This is a genomic window from Sphingobacterium sp. GQ94 (assembly GCF_059758715.1).
Window position 1 is genome coordinate 24,227 of the sequence record NZ_JCAXEC010000004.1, and the last position, 19,191, is coordinate 43,417.

Consider the following 19,191-nt stretch of genomic DNA (forward strand, 5'->3'; position numbering starts at 1 on the left):
AGGTTACTTCAGGCGAACAAGACTGACTTTCCTTTTTAGTGGCCTGCTAGTGTCTTTTATGGAACGCAGGAGTACCTCCATTTGATCATACCATGCTTTTCGAACTTCAGGGAACATTGCCTTTGAATACAACTCCCGTTTAGCGCTAAGCCATGCATCCTTTGGTGCATGCTCATCAAATACCTCAATGGCTTTACGATTATTCACCTCCAGCATACCTTTGGGTTGAAAGAAATTATACTGAACCCAGGCATAATCCCTAAAACGCCTTTCAATTTCCCAGCGTTCCTCATTTAAATACATAACCTTCAGGGCTTGTTGGTATTGAGGAGTATTGCTCAGGACTGCCAAATTAATTCCTGAGGCAAAGTCTTCAGCAGTCCACTCCCCTATAATCTCCTCATCGATAATCAACTGATAAGAACCCTTGAGTCCTTGTACAGTCAATACCTCTTGATTCATTTCCTGCATAAATGGAACGACTTTAGTTCCATCATATTGGCTTTTCTTACTCCCCCATCCTCTTTTCAGCGTATCCAATGGATATGGCAATGCATGCGCCTGATAATCAAAACTAATACCTGTATTTGTTTTCTTAAAATCTGTTATCGTACAGTTAACCCCTGAGGTAATTTTTTGTTTAGAGGCTTCTATATTTATCTCAGCAACCTTCATTCCGGCAAATCCTTGAGCTTTGAGAAAAAGGTAAGCCATGACCATATGGCCGTCGTTATCGGGATGAACCCGATCATTACCACAGAGCGTAAAAAAAGGATCCTCTGCTTGAAACTTTTGATTAAGTTTGGTCATTGGCACATTAAAATCATAAAATTCCCAACGATTAGCTTTTGCTGATTTTTTCTGAAAATCAACAATTTGGAGCATTGCCTTATTTTTATTCTTCAGAGATGTATTGTCTCTGATCTGCACACCTTCATCGTATGGAGAACTGCCTAGCAGAATTATTCTGGTATCGGACAAACCCTGATAACGTTTCTCCATTTGCTGATAGGCCTCCCAAGATTCTTTAACTTTTTCCCGGGCAAATTTATCCGGTTGGGAGCCATTGTATTCTAAATAACCCGTATCATTCATGCCAAAAGTAGTAATTAGGACCGTAGGACGTTTACTAAAAACATCTCCATCTAAACGTTCAATCATATCTATAACCCTATCTCCACCGATTCCAGCGTTCTGTATTAGTAAGTTCATTTCGGGAAAACGCGTCATATAATACAACCATATAAAAGAATGATAATGCCCGCCATCTGTGATACTATTACCCAAAAAAACAACCCGATCATCTTCCTTAAATGGATGAATCTCTTGGGCATTCAGTTGCATACTTTCCAATACCAGGATAGAAAAAAAGATACACAAACGAGAAGTTGCGAAAAAAGCTGTATTCATAACTTGATTATAATTGTCGGGTTAAGTATAGCGCAAGAACATACCGATATGATCCGCTTAACAAAGCTATAAAAGAAAGCGCCAATTAGGAAATGTAAGTTGGCTCATATTTAATGATTTAGAAACCAAATAAGATTAATAACTTATTGCAGAAGTTCCTCCTCGCGTTGACTATGAACTTACGCCCATAGGCTATGAATTAAAGCCTATTATTTCGCAAATGACAGAACGGGGTGAAAAACACAAAGCTATTTCTACCGAATAGAAAGTTTAGTTAGTACAGATGCATTTTAATTCACGAAGGACAAATACTAAATTTCAACTCTCAAGCATATTTTCTGAACATAGGATGTTTTCTACCAATTAACAATAGGCTTGTATCAAAAAACAGTTCAATACGGTTGGAAATAGAATATTGTGATTTGTAGGAACTTTATTCATAAGCTGGGTTGTAGCGAAGGAGTTGGATTCGTCGTTTACTCTCAAACAAATTTCATGAAATATTTATATTCTTTTATTTTGATCGGAACACTAATCGTTGGTTCTTGTAGTACCACAAAACATCAAAATAATTTATATGAAACCGACCAATTGCTCGCTCATATTAGCATCAAACCCGTTATTCAATCCAACGATTCACTTTTACTAATATTTACAGTTTATAACCACGCAAAAACTCCCCAACAGTTTTGCAAATGGCATACGCCTTTTGAGAGAACAATGAGTAAATATCTTGACATCAAAGATGAATATGGAATAGAAGCAGAGTATCATGGTGCAATGGCAAAACGTATCATGCCTGCCCCTGAAGATAGTTATATTAAAGTAATGCCAGGTGATAGTCTTCAGGTTAGCGTCGATCTCTTTAAAGATTATAAAATAAACAAACCGGGTAAATACACGATCAACTACAATGCACAAGCAATCAGTGGGCTATTAGTTAGAGACTCAATCAACTTTTTGTATAGACCATAAGCAAACGTTCTCTATGTTTAGAATTACAAAAAAAAAATATTCTCCGCATGATTTGCGGAGAATAGAAATGTTTTTCGACGCATATCTAATGTTATTGACTTAATTTGCGATCGCTATGGTTCACAAGTTGCTGTTCTAGAGACTTAGAAATCCATCAACTTCTTAAACGCTCTATTTTCATCTCATCTATTCCATCTTGGCTAATGTTCTCCTTAACATTAGCAGTATACTAACGATAGCAAATAACCGATCTTAAACGGATCTATTATTCGGTTAATTTTCTTTGTTATTCTATTAGAAAATAACCATACAGGACACTGGCAAGTGATCTGATGGATACCGATTCCCTTGATATTTATCGGAATATACTTGATAATCACGAGCCACAATATCTTTAGATAGCATAATATAATCAATCCGATCTATTGGATCATTTTGAAAATTACCTCCTCCCAAATTCGTATTCTCTACCCCTTTTCGCCCATTTTTTGATATATCATAAGCATCCGAAAGAAAAGATTTCAGTGCTTGAATTTGACTTGATTCGACTGTGGAGTTAAAATCACCGACACAAATAGCCGTTTGCTGTCCTGCAATTTCCTTGATCTTTTTTACAATCAAGGGGCCAGAGTTTTGTTTAGCTATTTGTTTTTGCCAGAAAAAATGTGCGTTGAAAAAGAAAAATATTTTACCGGATTCCTTATGCCTGAATTTGGCCCATTGACATATTCGACGGTCATTGGCGTCCCAACCAATGCTCGTGATCTCAGGAGTTTGACTCAACCAAAACACTCCAGCATCTAACGGCTCAAATAGAGCTGTTTTGTATACTATTCCAGCTTGATGATGATCATTTTTTCCTCCATAAGGATATCCTATATAATCAAAACCGGGCAGCATCTTTTTCAGGTCAATCATCTGTTTGATCATTCCTTCTTGCGTGCCGATAATGTCAAAACCATGTGTAAGAATAAGTTGGGTTAAGGCTGCCTTTCTGAGATCCCAATTATTACCCGTTTCCCTGTCTACTGCGGCATCATAACGGATATTGTACGTGGCTACATTAAAAGAAGTCTTTTTCCGGACAGATGTAGTTGAATTTTGAGCAAAACTATTTATATAGTTGCATAATAAAGCGACTAGTACGCTGAATAATGCTCTTTTTGACAAATAATTAATCATAATTTATGAGTGTAGGTGAAAATTATTCATGGAAAGATCTTCGTATTCAAAAACACGAATTAGTTATTATATTGCGTTTCCCTCTCTTCATTTACATTTTGACCTGAATCTTCTGTTCTTTTTGATTTCTGAAAATTAACAAAGTTGGGCTACTTATATAGCTATAACGTTTACTGATACGTTGAAGATCTTGAATGTTTTTGATTTGTTCTGACTGAAATTCAATAATAACGTCTCCATTTTGAATCCCGCTTTTGTATAAAGAAGAACCCGAACTAAGCTCCAAGACCAAGGCACCCTCCATACTTGGTAAGCCAGCGGCAGATTGCTCACCAAGACTTTCAATTGATTTAAAAGTTCCGCCCTTCCATCTAAACAATTCACCTCTAGTCTTTGAGTTGGTCACAAAAACTGTTGGAATATCGGGAGAATCTGTTATCGCTTTTAATCTAGGGGATTTTACACCAATATTTCTCAATTGTAGCATATTAAACGCTTCCAAATTCCCAGAGGTCACTTCAAATTTTCCTGTAGCAACATCTTTAAAATTTAAGTTCACAATAGATCCATGGGCCTCTAGACCCTTCGCCTGATCCTTTTTCAAATCATCAGGATTGGTATAAAAATTATAATCCACAGTGTCACCCCAAAATTTCACTTGAATATCTTGATGAGCTGTCATAACAATATTATTCCGAAAAACATCATGACTGTTCTTAAACCAGACATGAGGATGAAAACCATTATTCAGAATTAAATTATTAAAAACTTTTCTATAAAAACCTTCCCGTAATTTAAGCCCGCCACTCAAACAAAGATTGTTATAGATAGCGTAGTTCGTTGAACCATCATCCAAGTCAATATCCCAACCATGGTCACATTGAAATCGATTGTCTCTGATGTGTGTCGTTTCTAGCGCATCTAATTTCACCCAATTTGGATGAGTCGTGGTAATACGATCCATTTCCTGACGATTTGGGTGCCAGAAACGATCTCTACCCCAAGAATTAAATGCCCCATGATCACTTGTTTCAAGCACTGTTCGGAAAACATCATTGAAAGCTATATCATGACCACCCCAAGTCCCATCACCAATATTAATTCCCGCTCGGGGCACATCATAGATAGTATTGTGAAGGACAGATATCCTTGATGCCATAGCGATTTGAACTCCGGCTACTTGTTTCTCAATTAAGCCAATATTTCGGATTAAATTATCGCTGACCTCACAATCCATCGGGTAATTATTAGACTTTGGACCAACAACAGTATCAATTTCAGATTCAGGAACAAATTTTTCATATCGGAACGAAGGTGATCGGACTGCGTTGGGATCGCCAACAAAATTAATTCCCCCTGCTCCCACTCGTTCGATCAAGTTGCCAGTCAAACGAATATTTCGATTGTAATTACTAACGAAAATTGCATTTCCGCCCAAGTCCGTAAAATTCGAATTTTCAATCAGGCAACGTTCTGCACCCTCAATCCTAACTGCCGCCTGTCGATAAATAGTCCAATCACTTCTAAGTAAGGGCTCCTCTGTCTTCATAAAAGTTGGTGAGGTATGAATAAAATGAATTCCTTGTACATGCACATCATGTACGGGGTTCATTTGCGTACCTGAGAGTGTAAGGATTGATTCCAAAATCGGGGCCTCAAATTTCTGAGTATTTGGATCTTGCCCTTGAGGAGCTTTAAAGTATAGAGTTGAGGTTCCTTCGTCCAAAAACCATTCATTATCAGCATCCAGCTCTTCAAAAACATTTTCAACGAACCTATACGTTTCATGCATTTTGCTAGGTCTATTGTTTTGAAGACCACCTTCTAATTTTAATTCACCTCGCTGAGTCTTTCCCGTAATGCGGTAATGAAACCCACCCCATCTGCCTTCATGAAGAGCATGAACGATACCATGGCTAGGATTCTTCCAACTATTTACTCGTTCAACGCTGATAGCATCCTCTGCGTACCCATTGAATGGCAACACATTAGGGTCGTAATTTGGGTATCGAGCTCGAATCAGTGGCTTTCCATCAACGTATAAACTCTGAAATACAAAACCAGATGGAACTTTCGCACTCCATAATCCTGATGATTCTTGTTGCCAATTTAGTTTCAGCAGCTTTGCTCCAGACAATATCACCTCTTCTCCTTGTTCTGCTTTAATCGTAAACGGAGATTCTTTATTTCCGGACATTGCAGGCTCAATATGTAAAGTTTGGTCAATGTAATACTGGCCTTTTAGAATTAGCAACTCAATTGCTATTGAAGGATTTTTTTCTCTCAGTTTAGCAATACCTTGAAAAGCCGCAGATAACGAGGCATAAGGTTCCTCTTTAGTCCCTGTATTGCTATCCATACCATTTTTAGCAACATAGATCTTCAAACTGGAAATCTGTTGAGAAAACGTGCAGATATTGCCACAAAACAATAGGGCAATAATTAAAACAACATATTTTTGACTGTATTTAATTGATATTACTTTCATCTGATCTTTATCGATATAATGGTTACTGAAAAATACAATAGTTTGATATCCTCGATTCGAACATTTCAGGTCCGATTACAAGAAATAGTAGCAATGAAAGAATGAAATTGTTGATTCAAAATTTATCAAAATTGTTGGTTTTTAGCGTGGTTATCCAATGCAAATTCACTTGATTCTACCGATTTGCTAACTTGTGTATTTGCAATTAAGAAACTTAAAATAAAAAACCATTTATTTTCCTAATGTTCTATTCTTTTGCTAAATAGAAGTGGTCTATTTGATGAGTATTCAAGCAGAAGAAGTTATAACAGATCGATCTAGGTCTAACGACTGACACCACAAAAATTTTAAAAAAAACTTCCTCCTTAATTCAATAAAGCCTTTGCCTTATTTAAGTCTTCGTTCCAATGTTCAGATCGTTTTGGATTATCCAATTTTTGGATTGCATTATTTAACTCTTCCAGTTTTTTAGAATCATTCTTGTTTGACCATTTCTTTCTCAACACCTGTACTTTTTCATAATCTTGAATTCCTTCCAACATGCGCTCAAAACGTATGGAACTTCTATTTTGTGGATATACGATGTAAGTATCCCCTGCAGGCCATGTTCTAAATCTCGAATCCTGTAAAGGATTTTCTACCCATGAATTATATGCCCATCGCAATACGCCATCAAAGCCCGCTGCTAATGCATACCAAGCTAAATAGGTTGATTCTGCAGGATCAGAAAAGGTAAACTGATTAGGAAAGGAATCACTACAACAGATATAAAATGTACTATTCAATCCTCGGTTACGTCTATCAATTAAATCTTCTTTTGAATAAGGATGGCCTACCGCAATACTAATATCCTCACTATCGGGAAACTTCTTGTAGGTCTTTTGATTATCAGCATAAGAAACTCCCAATGCTGGAGCTACCTTTTTCAATAAAGCAAATGCCGCCTTCATCTGCTCAGGTTCGCGCTCATCAATAGCTATGTTTGTAATTTCCAACCAACCCTTCGTTTGCAGATGTGATGCAAAACTGGTTAGAAATGGCGTCCACATTTCTTCGAAGACTGCACTTCCTGGTTTTGCCTCAATATCAACAAATTTGCCCGTCGATTCGTCCATATAATGAATCATATTGTTCCAAGGAATAATGGAATAGCAATTAATCATTTTTTTTATCCCTAAATTCATCATAAAACTTACCCATTTATCAAACACTTTGTAATCATACTTCCACGATCCGTCCTTCTTTTTAGTCCAAACAATCATATCGGCATACGGATCATATGTTTGTACATTCCATGGATCCTTATTGAGGGTTGTGGTAATCACCTTCTGCCCTGCAGAGGCCAGACGTTTCATCACGGGTTCCAATGCCAAAAAATGCTCATCAGACCACATCGCTACATTTTCTACCCGTGCTACTGCCGAAGGGTGTTGCCACTGATCTAAATGGAAGCTCCACTGGCTAACTGGAGGTAGTACCTGATCGATAACCTCTAATTCTAAAATGAGATTTTCCAATCTTCTATCTCCAGATTTTATAGTAACATTAGCTTGATATACACCCTTTTCACTGTCTCTGGGTAAATCGATACTTATCCATACCGGGCGTACCTCTCTTGCCTTGATATCGTAGGATGACAAATCATCCAACATGTCTGGAGACAAGGATGCAGAAAAATCCTCCGGCTTGCGATGTCCACATCCAGGGCCAAATTCATCAGTCATCACATAACGGACAAATCGCGCCTTAGCTGCAGTATCTATAATCTTCCTAGTATTGGATGATCTAAACGGCCCTATCTCTATCTCGACATCTTCGACTTCCTTCACTGACCATAATAACAGCTGTGCAGATAAACGCTCTCCTTTCCAACCCTTTATGGTCGTCCTTTTGGTTAATTCTACCTGCGGAGCAACTGATCGAGAGAAGCGGTTGTCTATAGAAACGAAAGAACTATTAAGACCTCTCTTTACCGCCGACCAATCAGACAAGGTATCAGCAGTTGGGTCAGCCAATTCTACAAACTGCTGTCCTTTATTACTCGATTGTGATCGAACCAAGGAAGTCTGAGCCAATACGGCCAGAATAACAATACCTATTTTAATTAACGTTTTCAATATATTTTAATTTAGCAGACAATATAAAAAGTTCAATTCAGCAATGCAAAAAGCCACCTTATTTTGTTATTTATAAGTTATAATCAGACTAACAGATTTGCATTAATTTTATTATCCAATATAATTATCTATCAGACCTTCTAATTAAATATTCAAACTTTAAGTTTCTCAAACCTTTCCAATTAACGCTTCTCAGAATGACCTTTATCATCTGCATTAACGTGCTTCCATATTATTTATGTTTGGCCAGGTGACTTTGTTTTAGACCAAAGTTAATGAATCAAATACACACTTTAAACGAACATCTTATTAATTTGATATTGTTTTTGTTATGGTTCAACTCATATGGGCTGGCTCCAACCCCGTAAAAACTAAAGCGATCCCTGGCTAAGTCAAATCCTCAATTGCCCATCAAAGGGTCTGTAATACTATCTTTCCCGTTTTCGATACGGCCAGCATATCGCCGTTTGAAAGGGCTCCCTGGTACAGAAATTTGGATATCGTACCAACGTTTTTGCTTTTTTACTGAAATATTAATTTCTTTTTCAGCACCAGCTTTTAGCTTGATTTCTTTCTCTCCTAGTTGATACCCATTGGATAAGAGTAGTGAAACTGTTTCAGAATTTGTGTTTTTTATCTTGAAAACAAGCTCTTCATGATTTGCAAGGTATCGAAGGGTAATTTGAGGATTTACATGGTTTGAAGTTCCCTGCAAACACCGATAAAATCCATTTGGTCCATGGATAGCAAGGTGGTAGCTTTCATTTTTAAAATTTTTAAGGTTCCAAAGGTGAGATACCGTGTTACCTGGAGAACACGCAAAAGACCAATTTGCTCTTTCTAGTTTATACCCATAAGCGTAGACGTTAAATACTCCCGCTAATGCCTTTCCTTTGAAAAAATTTTTACTACTCTCGAAGCCCAAAACAAGGGTTTCTCCTTGGCATTCCTCCTGTATGTAAAGCTCATAGTTAAGCGCGTTAGAAGGTTTAATTCCGCGCTCTTGTTGTGGAAAATTTGTTGTTATTTTCCCTTCTTTTATAGCTTCAATTTCGGTCGAGCTCAGTTTTATAAAATTGTTAGGAATAGGTTTTTCTTTTGCTTTATTGATTTGAGCAATCTGTTTGTTGCGATCTAAAAATTCAGGTAATACTTCTTCCTTTGATTGAAAAGGTCGAAAAACTGAGGTAAGATTTCCTGTTATCGCCCTCCTCCAGCTACTAATATTCGGCTCAAAAATAGATTTACCAAATTTTTCGCTAAGGAAGTGTTCCAAAAACTGCAAGGTAGAGGTTATGTCACATACTTCGGAATTTACCCACCCACCTTTACTCCACGGAGATGCTATAATAAGCGGTACCCGATAACCCAACCCAACTGGACCTTCAGTTGCATATTGTTCTTCAATGCCATAACTGAGTTCTTGTTCCCGGGTTACATATTCACTGCTGCAATCTAAATCAGGCGAAACCTCTCCCGTGCTTGCATCCCCGGGTTTAGGTGCTACAAATGGAGGAACATGATCAAAATAACCATCATTTTCATCATAATTGAGTATAAAAATGGTTTTTTTCCATATCTCAGGATTTTCAGTTAAAATATTCAGTATCTCCGATACATACCAAGCTCCATACATCGGTGCGCTTGGATGATCAGAAAAGTTCTGTGGGGCACAAAGCCAGGAAACTGTTGGTAATCTATCCTGTTTTACATCTTCTCTAAATTGATGAAGAACATCTCCTCTGGGTACTGTAATTTTCTCTCCTTCAACCTCCACTTCTTCAATTTCATGATACAGTGGATCTCCTTCGTTTGTTTGGAAGGCGCGTTGATGTAAGGACTTGCTTAGAGGATCTAGTTGCTCAAGTTTTAAGGCATTATATTGATCATACTCTTTTTGAAAACTTTCTAGTTGTTGCTGTTTCTGTTCTAACTTCTTACTTAGCTTTTGATCAGTTCGATTCGCAAGTTCATTTTTTATAAGCTCTATTTCCTGCGGAAGTGCTTGAATACGTTGCTGATAAAAATCAATGTGGCTCTTTTTGTATCGGATATGGTATTGCTCAAACCATTCTAAATTATTATCTGTAAAATTTCCTAACCAACTCTCTGCTTCAGCTGACAGTTGATTTTGTATACTGACTTCATTCTGATAAACCTTCCAGTTAATGTTTGCCTTTTCAAGTCTCTCTGGAAAAGTTTTCCATCGAGCCATTCGATTAAAATAGGTATCCGAATTGCGGACCAAAGGTTTAGCTCCCTTTTCTGGAACACAAGTTCCTGTCCAAAAGAAATGTCTATTCGTTGTCGTACCTGTGATGGATGAACAAAAATGTTGATCACAAATGGTAAAAGCATCAGCAAATGCATAATAAAAAGGAATGTCTTGACGCGTATAATATCCTAAAGTTAACGGAAGGTCTTTGTAGAGCTTGTTACCTGAACGCTTTGATTCCAGCCAGTTATTATATTCTCCCTTGTTCCACGCACCAATTTGATTTTCCCAAGAATGCGGAAGATCACGTGTCCATGCAGCTCTTGAATTTTTTATATCGAGCCGGAAAGGTAAATAGGTATCCCCATTTTTATACGATTGTAACCAAACAGGGCGGTTGTCCGGTAGCCTAACAGCACGGGTATCATTGAACCCGCGAACACCTTTGAGAGTCCCGAAACTGTGGTCAAAGGATCGGTTCTCCTGCATTAAAAGTACGACATGCTCAGCATTTAAATAGGTAGATCCATGGGCGGGGTTAATCTCAAGAGCAGCTTGAATTGATTTTGGTATACTGTTTAAAAAACCTAGGCTTCCAGTTAGTAATCCTGCTTTTTTAATAAATTCTCTTCTACTTTCCATTGTATTTAAATAAGGCATCCTTGTAAGAATGCCTTAAATTATAAGATTTTAATTAATTATTTCAATATCCACATCAATTTATTGATATTATCAACGCCATCAAATTGGTTTTGCACAGCTTGATCAACATTTTGAGAATTATAATTGAACTCCGTACTTGGATACTTCCATCTCACTGGAATTTTATCCGGTGCTTCCGAATTTAGACTAGATGCCGGATTAATCTTCCATTTAGGATAACCTGTACGACGATAATCATAATACGTAGAGAACTCAGATTGCAGAAAGCTCGCTAGGTATTTTTGGGTAATGATTTCCTCAATTCTTGCTTCTGTGCTCAAAGGCAAATTGGCTCCCAGAGTTGCTACATAACTGCTCACATAAGTTGCATCCAATGGCATACCGTGGTGAAACTGACTCGAATTTGGCGTATGATCATAAATAAAATTCATGGATGCTTCTACTCCTTTCATATACCACTCCGCAACTGGCTCAGCGATCCATCCCCTAGTGGCCGCCTCGGCGATAATGAAACAAAGTTGTGCATAGGAAAGTTGCTGAGTTGGTTCTCCTGTAGGAATTTCTGTATATCGATCATTAAATTTAGAATAGTCTTCGGTATTTTTGATATCTAAAATGTCATCGTAAACTAATGAAGGGTCTATGCCAATATATGCCTGAAAATCTGATGCCGGCTTTCCTGCTTCTATTCTTTTGGATGAAGGATTGGCATAATAGAATAGTCGTCGATCCGATCGAGCCTTTAAACGCTCGATAATTTCACTCGAGACAATCGGATAAATAGTGAAGTTGTTTCCCACTTTATAAAATGGATATTGTTGACCATTTTTATCCGAACGGATCACTTGATAGTTATCTTCATTTGCCGTGAAGATGGGTTTATTAGTCAATATATGCTGGAATCGAGATTTGATGTTTAAATCAGCATCCGATTCTTTCTTGCTCAGTTGAAGTAACACATTCAAGGTGTAGCTGTTCACCAATTTTCGCCATTGTTGAGTATCTCCAGCGTATATAGGATCTCCATCAAATGTTTCTCCCTGGGAAAACGCTTTATCGGCTAATTCTAGCTCATTCAAGATACCCAAAAACACCTCTTTTTGAGTATCATACCTAGGAAAATAATTCTGTTCATTTTCCCCCTTCAAAGCATCATGATAGGGAATATCACCTAAATCCATCGTGGCTTCAAAAAATTTAACCGCCCTAGCAAAATACATCAATCCTTCATAAGAAGATGCTAATCCTTCTGTCCCTGCAAACTCTACCATAAAGTGAGCGTCGTTTATGGAAGTAAAGCTTAGTGAACCCTCCCCAAAACCATTGTACTGATAGCTCTCTACAAATTCGGTCCAAACCACATTTTTATTGAGCATGTAAGGTTGCAAAAATGATTTTTGGGTAGGTTGATTTGCTAAATTAATAATAATACGTGTTGCAATCATGGCTGAAGTTACTTTCTCGGTGGCTTCAGGATTGCTATTTATTTCATCAAATTTGGAGCATGATAATAATGAAGTGCTCAAAACACCGATGAATATATATTTGAATATCTTTTTCATTTTTTAAAATATTAAGGGATGCTATTCTTAAAACGTTAAGTTTATATTAAAACCCAAATAACGCATGGATGGAGAGTTCAGATCTTCAGATCCAGTATCTGGATCTGAGAAACGATATTCCTTGGTCCATAAAAAAAGATTCTGTCCTGTAATTCCAACACTTGCCTTCTTCGCTTTAAACCTGTTCGCTATGCTTGCAGGTACGTAATAATTCAGAGAGACTTCTCTAAGTTTAATGAAGGTTTCATCCCAGATGTTACGGGTTCCTGAATATGCTCTTTTCCAGTAATTTTCGTAGGAAACGACTTTATCATTTGGTGCAAATACTCGGTCGTCTGATGTGATTTGACCGTACTTGTCATAGGTTACTGATCCAGATACGATCTTCACTCCTTCGCCAACAAACGTTTTGTTTCCATTCACAACCTCTTCATAACGTTCGGGGGTATCCGAATCAGGATGTGCACCAGTTTGCCATAAACGTGCATTCATATTTGAATAAGAAAGTCCTTTAATACGCCCATCAAAACTAAATGATAATGAAAAATCCTTGTAACTGAATTGGTTTGTCAATCCCCAAAACCATTTGGGTCCGGTATATCCAAAAAGACGAGGCTGATGGGTAGCACTAATTGGCATGCCTGAAGCATTGTGAATAATTTCGCCATCGGGAGCTCTTTCCCAATCTCTTGTTACATAATGGTCGGTTCGTTCACCAACCTTAACATACAATGCGTCTGAGGAGTACTCTGGATCGAGCTTATGATAATAGGTTAAATTTTGTGAAAGGTTCCCAAGGATGTCCCATTTAAATTTTTCCCTTTTGATCACCGCACCACCTACTGTAATTTCATGCCCTTTGGTCATGGTCTGTTCGCTGGTATTGATCAACCTAGACGAAAAGCCCGATGCAGAAGAAATTGTGGCATAGGTCGTAACATTGTGCAAACGTCTGAAATAGCGGGTATAATTTCCATAAAGTCTATTCTCAAATAAAGCAACATCTGCACCTATCTCTGTCATATCCCGCTGCGTTGGAGAGATTGTAAAGTCTTTGATAGAGTTCGGATAAGCCGCTGTGGACATTCCGTCCCAAACATTGGAAGTCACAGCAAATGATTGCCTTATTTCATATGGACTTGGGACAGCCTTGGTCACCGCCCAAGAACTTCTTACTTTAAAAAGCGATAACCACTCTGGTTTATAGTCCTTTATTAGATCAGAAACAACAATGCTTCCTGAAAGAGATGGATAAAAGAAGGATTTATTCTCCTCTGGTAAGGTGGATGACCAATCATTCCTACCTGTCGCTTCAATGAATACAGCATTTCTCCAAGATAATGACAGACGTCCATAGATGCTATTGATCATTTCTTTATTCTTGCTTTGTGTTGCCGAAATAGGATCAATAGAATTCCTTAAGGAGTAAAATCCTGGAATGGATATGCCATTCACGGTAGAGGCTACAAGACCATTATCTCTTCGATAAAATACGGCGGCTCCTGCCAATCCATCTAGTGTAAAATCAGAAAACGATTTGTTCGCTGTGAAAATTAAGTCATTTGTGCTCGCAAAACCGTCTGTCTTGTTTGTCCAATATTTACCTTTATTATGATAACCGCTATAACCGCCCCGGGTACCGTGTATACCCATTGGATTTGTTTGTTCCTGTGTATTGCCATAATAATCATACCCACTACGCACCATGATTTTACTCCAATCGTTTATTTTGTAGTTAAGGGTCACCGCAGCATTTAACTTGTTCACTAATTCCGAGCTCAGCTTTTCATAGGCCGACAAATATGGATTATCATACCATGCACTATAATGCCAATTTTGCTGTTCATTTTCCACTAACCAATAGTCTTTGTATTGCATTAGGTCGTATTCTGGACCAGTCCATACCAAGATATTATAAATATATCCTTGTGAATTATATCCTGCACCAAAATCGTTCGGTGCATAACGTCTGTTATAACCAAAACGGCTTTCAAGGCTTATTTTTTCGGAAATTTTCGTCTCCCCAGACACGGATATATTAGTCATATTTAACTTGGTATTGGGATACTGACCTTTGTTATAAATATGATTAATGGCGGTCCGGATACTTCCATTTTCCCCCTGATTGGTAAAACTAACTGAGTTATTAGAGATAACACCCGGCTCTAAAAAGTTGTTGAAGTTATTTTTACCCTTGGAAGTTAATTCGCTTTCTTCCATTTGTTTGGTTAATGGATTCCACTGTTCATATTGGCGACCAATATCAAGTTTGTCACCCCAAACCTCGTCATCCGTGTTATACTTTCCACCATAACCGGCAGAATATGACGATTGAACATCAGGTAATGCTAAATATCCTGAAAAAAACATGTTATTCGTGCTTGCGGTGATTTCAACCCCCTTCTGATCGAGTCCCTTTTTTGTGGTAACCATGATAGCACCTCCGGCTCCCATACTGCCATATAAAGCGGTTGCTGTAGCGCCTTTTAGAACAGAAATGTTTTCGATATTATCGACTGGAACATCACGTAGATTTAGATTTTCATAGTACACGCCATCAATGACTAAAATAGGATTCATTCCTCTAAGACTAATTGAGGGCATGGTATTAAACTCTGAGCTATTAAAAACGCGTAATCCCGCGATACGGCCAGTTAAGGTCGTACCCACATCAACTCCCTTTACTTTTTGAAGTTGATCTCCCTTGATATCCTGAACGGCATATCCTAAAGCTTTTTGTTCCCTTTTAATCCCTAGAGCCGTAATAACAACCTCCTCAAGTAGCTGATTATCTTTGTTTAGTTTGATAATCTGATTATTACTAACGGTAAGTTCAATCATCTGATAGCCCATACTAGAAACCGTCATTGTGGTTTGATTATCAACATTTTTAAAAAAGAAGCGTCCCTGTGCATCTGTTTGAGTGGATCGGTTACTCCCAGTTATGTTTACTGTGGCACTAATAATAGGTTCATTTGTACCTGCGTCTACCACTCTCCCGCTGAGTGTCTGCTGTTGACCAATCTTTGCTTGCACAACCGAGTTATTTGCTGAAGCTTTGCCACGGACGATTTGGTCGCCCTGACGAATTACATAAGCATTGTTTTCAACCTTTTCAACAGTAATCTGATTTAGTGTAACTGTTTGTAAAAATTCTTCGATATCAGCGCGTTTTAAGGAATTGATGTTGAAGTTGTTTTTGATTTTTAGATTTTTGACATCTGATTCATAATTAAAGCGTATTCCAAAACGGCTTTCAACCTGTTTTAATACTTCTGTAATGTTCCTGTCTTGATGAAGCTCAAAATAGGTCCCCTTAGCAAAGTTTGGAAGGGGAACCCCCATACCCAGAACCAGAGCTAAGACAATGGTTAGCGATTGCTTTTTCATTCTTTTTTTATAATAGTTAAATTGTGGTTTGCAAATGTTCTTTGTAATATCTCTATGGTCCGGTCCAAATCATTCCTCGGGAGGTATCCTGTAAAGCTTAGTTCATAAAACAATGGCGATATACGTAATTTGGCATCAGGATACACATCGTTCAGTTGCAAAAGAACCTCCGATAATGCTTGTTCGTTAAAGCTGAGTTGATTCTCTAACCAGGCCTCGAATACCAGAGTGTCTGCCTTTCTGCGTTCCAAACGGTTTGTTCCTCCGCGATAAACAGCCATCTGTTGGGGTTTTAAAATCAAACTATCGTACACTGTTTTTACCGCTACAGAGCCTTCGGTGAGAATTACTGACTCATCCTTATTCCGGAAATTTGCATAAAAGCGGGTGCCTAAGACGCGGATAACCAATCCTTTCGGCGAATTAATCACAAATGGTTTTCTACCATCCTTATGCACTGCAAAAAAAGCTTCTCCTTTTAATTTTATATGCCGTATATCATCGGTGGCGAAATTACTAAGTGAAGTAATACTTGCTTTGGGTTGCAAATAAACGGAGGAATGATCTGACAAAACAATACGTTGGACAGTATCACTTGTATTTGAATACATTGGATAATCAGAGAGGTTCTGAGTAAGAAAATAAAAAGATAGGAATCCCACCAATAAAATAGCCGCCGCCGCAACGTATTGAAAACGGAGAGATACACTCTTCTTCTTCCTTACAGGCAATGAAGCAAGAACGTAGTCAAGAATTTCTTTGGAACGCACAGAATCTAAGGGCACATCCTGCGGTATCATCTCCTGGAGGAGCTCCATGTCAACCAATTCGTTGGCACTATTCATTTTTACAAAAAACTCTTTTATCTCCGCAAATTCACTTTGGGAACAGTGGCCTTGAAGATATTTTTTGTATAAAAATCTAAATCTATCTTGGTTCATCAATTAGTCTGTTTATAGTATATACGAACAGCTAAAGGAAAAAGACGACTCGTTTAAAAAATTTAAATGATATTCGTAAAAATAACCGCGAGTGGAAGAATGGAAGAACGGCTGACAATGTATTCCCGAATAAACTTGTTCCCTTTAACAAGCTGATCCCGTACAGTATTTCTAGAAATATTTAATGTTTCTGCAATTTCATCCAGACTTAGCTGTTCGAGTTTACTCAACCGAAATATTTTTTGTCTTTGTTTTGGAAGGTGATTGATTGCTTCTTGATAAAGCCTTTCTAACTCATTAAAATGTATGGTATCTTCGTTATTATTAATACTATAGGGTGTATTATGGCTGGCATACTCTGCAAAATTTTGGAATTGTATACGCTTTCTCAGTTCTTCAAAAACCACATGGCGAGCAATAGTATAAAGATAGGAACGAACATTCTGATCAGGATTTATACGATCACGATGATTCCAGAATTTTAAGAAGACTTCTTGCACCACATCTGCGGCAATATCTGTATCACGGAGATGTAAAACTGCATATTTGTACACTGCATCTTTATGCTGATAAAAAAAAGCTTTAAAAGCTTCTTCATTGCCCTCGCAGAGTCTATGTATCATTTCTCTCATAACATCTTGTCCCAGCGCAGGACATTTATAGCCCGTAAAATCCCTTTATCAGATAGTCTATTTCGAGTAGGTTATTACCTAATCTTTGCTAGAGTGTACAAAAATAGTTGTTAGTTTTCTTTAGTAACGAAAGGACCAAAATATCGTTAATGATGACGTTCTATTTTTTAATCAAATAAATCGAGTAACATCAATTACTTTCAATCAATACATTCAACAGGTTTGTTAATCGGTCTGAAGTTTATTGTCCTTTCATACTTCTCATTGCAAAGATAGAAATATATGCTTTTCATAAAAGAGAATTACAGAAAATTCTGTTTAAATGGATCGTCGTTGTTACGTATTTAATATGCTGAAAATTCCCTCTGCAAGTTGTGGACAGCTTCAGAGAGATAATAATAAATGGGCAAAAATTTTTCAAAAAACCCTGAGCAGAATGAATAGAAATGGAGCAAAACCGTTAGCGTCGTTCTGATCAATATTTAAAAATTCACCGGTAGATTTAGTGCCTTGGTGAAAATACCATTTAAGCTTAGCGTATAATTAAAATAAGGTTTGTTAACTTCGATTCAGATGTTTAAATTACAATCGAACCTAAGCGAAAATTATGATCAGGAAAGGATTTGGAATAAAGAATATTGCCGAAATGCTAGGAATATCTGTATCCACCGTTTCCAGGGCCCTACGTGATGCGCATGACATCAATTCGGAGACCCGAGAACGGGTTTTAAGCCTAGCGAAGGAATTAAATTTCAAACTCAATAAGAACGCATCGGCTTTGGCCTCAGGTAGTACCAAAAATATAGGGGTGATCATTCCTTTTATTACAAATTATTACTTTAGCACAGTGATATCAGGGATTCAAGAGGAAGCTTATCAATTGGGATATAACATCATACTGTTTGTAACCAACGATGAAATGGAACGAGAGAAATATGTCATAGATCACTTAGATACCACTAGTTTGGATGGACTATTAATCTCTATTTCAGCCAATTCAGACGTTGTAGAACATTTCGAGGGGCTTTTGGAAGACGGATTTCCGTTGGTCTTCTTTGATCGCGTACCCGAGAACATCAATGCTTCCAAAGTCCTTCAAAGTGATTTTGAGGGAGCATTCCTAGCGACAAGCCATCTAATTTCTAAAGGGTATAAAAAAATCGCCCACCTTGCCGGACCTGAAAATTTAAATTTTAGCCAAGAGCGTTTAAAAGGATATTTGTGTGCCCTTGAAAAGGCTAATTTTCCGATTTGCAATACGCTGATACTCCATTCTGGTTTTACCCAGCAACATGGATATTCGGATACAGAAAAATTATTGGAACTAGCCAATGGGCCTGACGCCATATTTGCAGTAAATGATCGCAAGGCCATCGGCGCCATCCAGGCCTTAAAGAAGGCCGGTAAACGAGTAGGAAAGGAAATCGGTGTCATTGGCTTTACGAACGATCCAATGTCCACTGTGATAGAACCTAATTTAACAACTGTCGAAGAACCTGCATTCGAAATAGGGAAACAAAGTTGTCAACTCTTAATCAAACATATTAAGAATAAAGATTTTGAAACACGTTCGTTAATTATTCCATGCAAGCTAATTCACCGAGACTCGACATAAT

Annotated in this window: 12 protein-coding genes; 3 read left to right on the forward strand and 9 right to left on the reverse strand. The window is 37.7% G+C overall.

From position 1 onward, the window contains the following. Positions 1-3 precede the first annotated feature (3 nt). Positions 4-1,410 (reverse strand): SGNH/GDSL hydrolase family protein, encoded by a 1,407-nt coding sequence (locus AC6CHH_RS05235; protein ID WP_498280446.1) that lies wholly within the window; start codon positions 1,408-1,410, stop codon positions 4-6. Between the two features lie 145 nt (positions 1,411-1,555). Between AC6CHH_RS05235 and AC6CHH_RS05240 the strand changes: the two genes are divergently transcribed. Together AC6CHH_RS05240 and AC6CHH_RS05245 are read left to right on the forward strand one after the other, a co-directional pair. Then, the gene (locus AC6CHH_RS05240) at positions 1,556-1,675 is read left to right on the forward strand and encodes a winged helix-turn-helix transcriptional regulator (RefSeq protein ID WP_498280895.1); all 120 of its coding nucleotides are present in this window, start codon (positions 1,556-1,558) and stop codon (positions 1,673-1,675) included. A 230-nt stretch (positions 1,676-1,905) separates the two neighbouring features. Further along, positions 1,906-2,385 carry a protease gene (locus AC6CHH_RS05245; protein ID WP_498280448.1) on the forward strand — a complete coding sequence of 160 codons (480 nt, stop codon included), beginning with the start codon at positions 1,906-1,908 and terminating at the stop codon, positions 2,383-2,385. 294 nt (positions 2,386-2,679) lie between these two features. Here the strand turns inward: AC6CHH_RS05245 and AC6CHH_RS05250 are convergent, their stop codons facing one another. The 8 genes from AC6CHH_RS05250 to AC6CHH_RS05285 all read right to left on the reverse strand — a co-directional run bounded on the left by AC6CHH_RS05250 (position 2,680) and on the right by AC6CHH_RS05285 (position 17,566). Next, positions 2,680-3,567, reverse strand: a complete 888-nt coding sequence (locus AC6CHH_RS05250) for an endonuclease/exonuclease/phosphatase family protein (RefSeq protein ID WP_498280450.1) — start codon at positions 3,565-3,567, stop codon at positions 2,680-2,682. 91 nt (positions 3,568-3,658) lie between these two features. Beyond that, complete coding sequence (locus AC6CHH_RS05255; protein WP_498280452.1) at positions 3,659-6,055, reverse strand: right-handed parallel beta-helix repeat-containing protein; 2,397 nt, start codon at positions 6,053-6,055, stop codon at positions 3,659-3,661. A 365-nt stretch (positions 6,056-6,420) separates the two neighbouring features. Beyond that, positions 6,421-8,172, reverse strand: coding sequence for a DUF4091 domain-containing protein (locus tag AC6CHH_RS05260; protein ID WP_498280454.1), 1,752 nt, complete (start codon positions 8,170-8,172; stop codon positions 6,421-6,423). A gap of 400 nt (positions 8,173-8,572) precedes the next feature. Continuing rightward, complete coding sequence (locus tag AC6CHH_RS05265) at positions 8,573-11,029, reverse strand: phosphocholine-specific phospholipase C (protein WP_498280456.1); 2,457 nt, start codon at positions 11,027-11,029, stop codon at positions 8,573-8,575. A gap of 56 nt (positions 11,030-11,085) precedes the next feature. Beyond that, entirely contained in the window at positions 11,086-12,612 is a 1,527-nt protein-coding gene (locus AC6CHH_RS05270; RefSeq protein WP_498280458.1) for a SusD/RagB family nutrient-binding outer membrane lipoprotein, read from the reverse strand. 27 nt (positions 12,613-12,639) lie between these two features. After that, positions 12,640-16,002: a SusC/RagA family TonB-linked outer membrane protein gene (locus AC6CHH_RS05275; RefSeq protein ID WP_498280460.1), complete on the reverse strand. Its 3,363-nt coding sequence runs from the start codon at positions 16,000-16,002 to the stop codon at positions 12,640-12,642. Further along, positions 15,999-16,847 carry a FecR family protein gene (locus tag AC6CHH_RS05280; RefSeq protein WP_498280462.1) on the reverse strand — a complete coding sequence of 283 codons (849 nt, stop codon included), beginning with the start codon at positions 16,845-16,847 and terminating at the stop codon, positions 15,999-16,001. The genes AC6CHH_RS05275 and AC6CHH_RS05280 overlap by 4 nt, the downstream gene beginning before the upstream one ends. A gap of 158 nt (positions 16,848-17,005) precedes the next feature. Then, positions 17,006-17,566 (reverse strand): RNA polymerase sigma factor, encoded by a 561-nt coding sequence (locus AC6CHH_RS05285; protein ID WP_498280464.1) that lies wholly within the window; start codon positions 17,564-17,566, stop codon positions 17,006-17,008. Between the two features lie 616 nt (positions 17,567-18,182). On the opposite strand from AC6CHH_RS05285, the gene AC6CHH_RS05290 reads away from it, so the two are divergent. After that, the gene (locus AC6CHH_RS05290) at positions 18,183-19,190 is read left to right on the forward strand and encodes a LacI family DNA-binding transcriptional regulator (protein WP_498280466.1); all 1,008 of its coding nucleotides are present in this window, start codon (positions 18,183-18,185) and stop codon (positions 19,188-19,190) included. The last annotated feature ends 1 nt before the right edge of the window (position 19,191 follow it).

Bases quoted from the DNA above. Each gene is read 5' to 3' on its own strand.
- AC6CHH_RS05285 (WP_498280464.1), bottom strand. From the start codon at position 17,566: ATGATACATAGACTCTGCGAGGGCAATGAAGAAGCTTTTAAAGCTTTT.
- AC6CHH_RS05265 (WP_498280456.1), bottom strand. From the start codon at position 11,029: ATGGAAAGTAGAAGAGAATTTATTAAAAAAGCAGGATTACTAACTGGA.
- AC6CHH_RS05245 (WP_498280448.1), top strand. From the start codon at position 1,906: ATGAAATATTTATATTCTTTTATTTTGATCGGAACACTAATCGTTGGT.
- AC6CHH_RS05280 (WP_498280462.1), bottom strand. From the start codon at position 16,847: ATGAATAGTGCCAACGAATTGGTTGACATGGAGCTCCTCCAGGAGATG.
- AC6CHH_RS05250 (WP_498280450.1), bottom strand. From the start codon at position 3,567: ATGATTAATTATTTGTCAAAAAGAGCATTATTCAGCGTACTAGTCGCT.
- AC6CHH_RS05255 (WP_498280452.1), bottom strand. From the start codon at position 6,055: ATGAAAGTAATATCAATTAAATACAGTCAAAAATATGTTGTTTTAATT.
- AC6CHH_RS05235 (WP_498280446.1), bottom strand. From the start codon at position 1,410: ATGAATACAGCTTTTTTCGCAACTTCTCGTTTGTGTATCTTTTTTTCT.
- AC6CHH_RS05275 (WP_498280460.1), bottom strand. From the start codon at position 16,002: ATGAAAAAGCAATCGCTAACCATTGTCTTAGCTCTGGTTCTGGGTATG.
- AC6CHH_RS05270 (WP_498280458.1), bottom strand. From the start codon at position 12,612: ATGAAAAAGATATTCAAATATATATTCATCGGTGTTTTGAGCACTTCA.
- AC6CHH_RS05290 (WP_498280466.1), top strand. From the start codon at position 18,183: ATGATCAGGAAAGGATTTGGAATAAAGAATATTGCCGAAATGCTAGGA.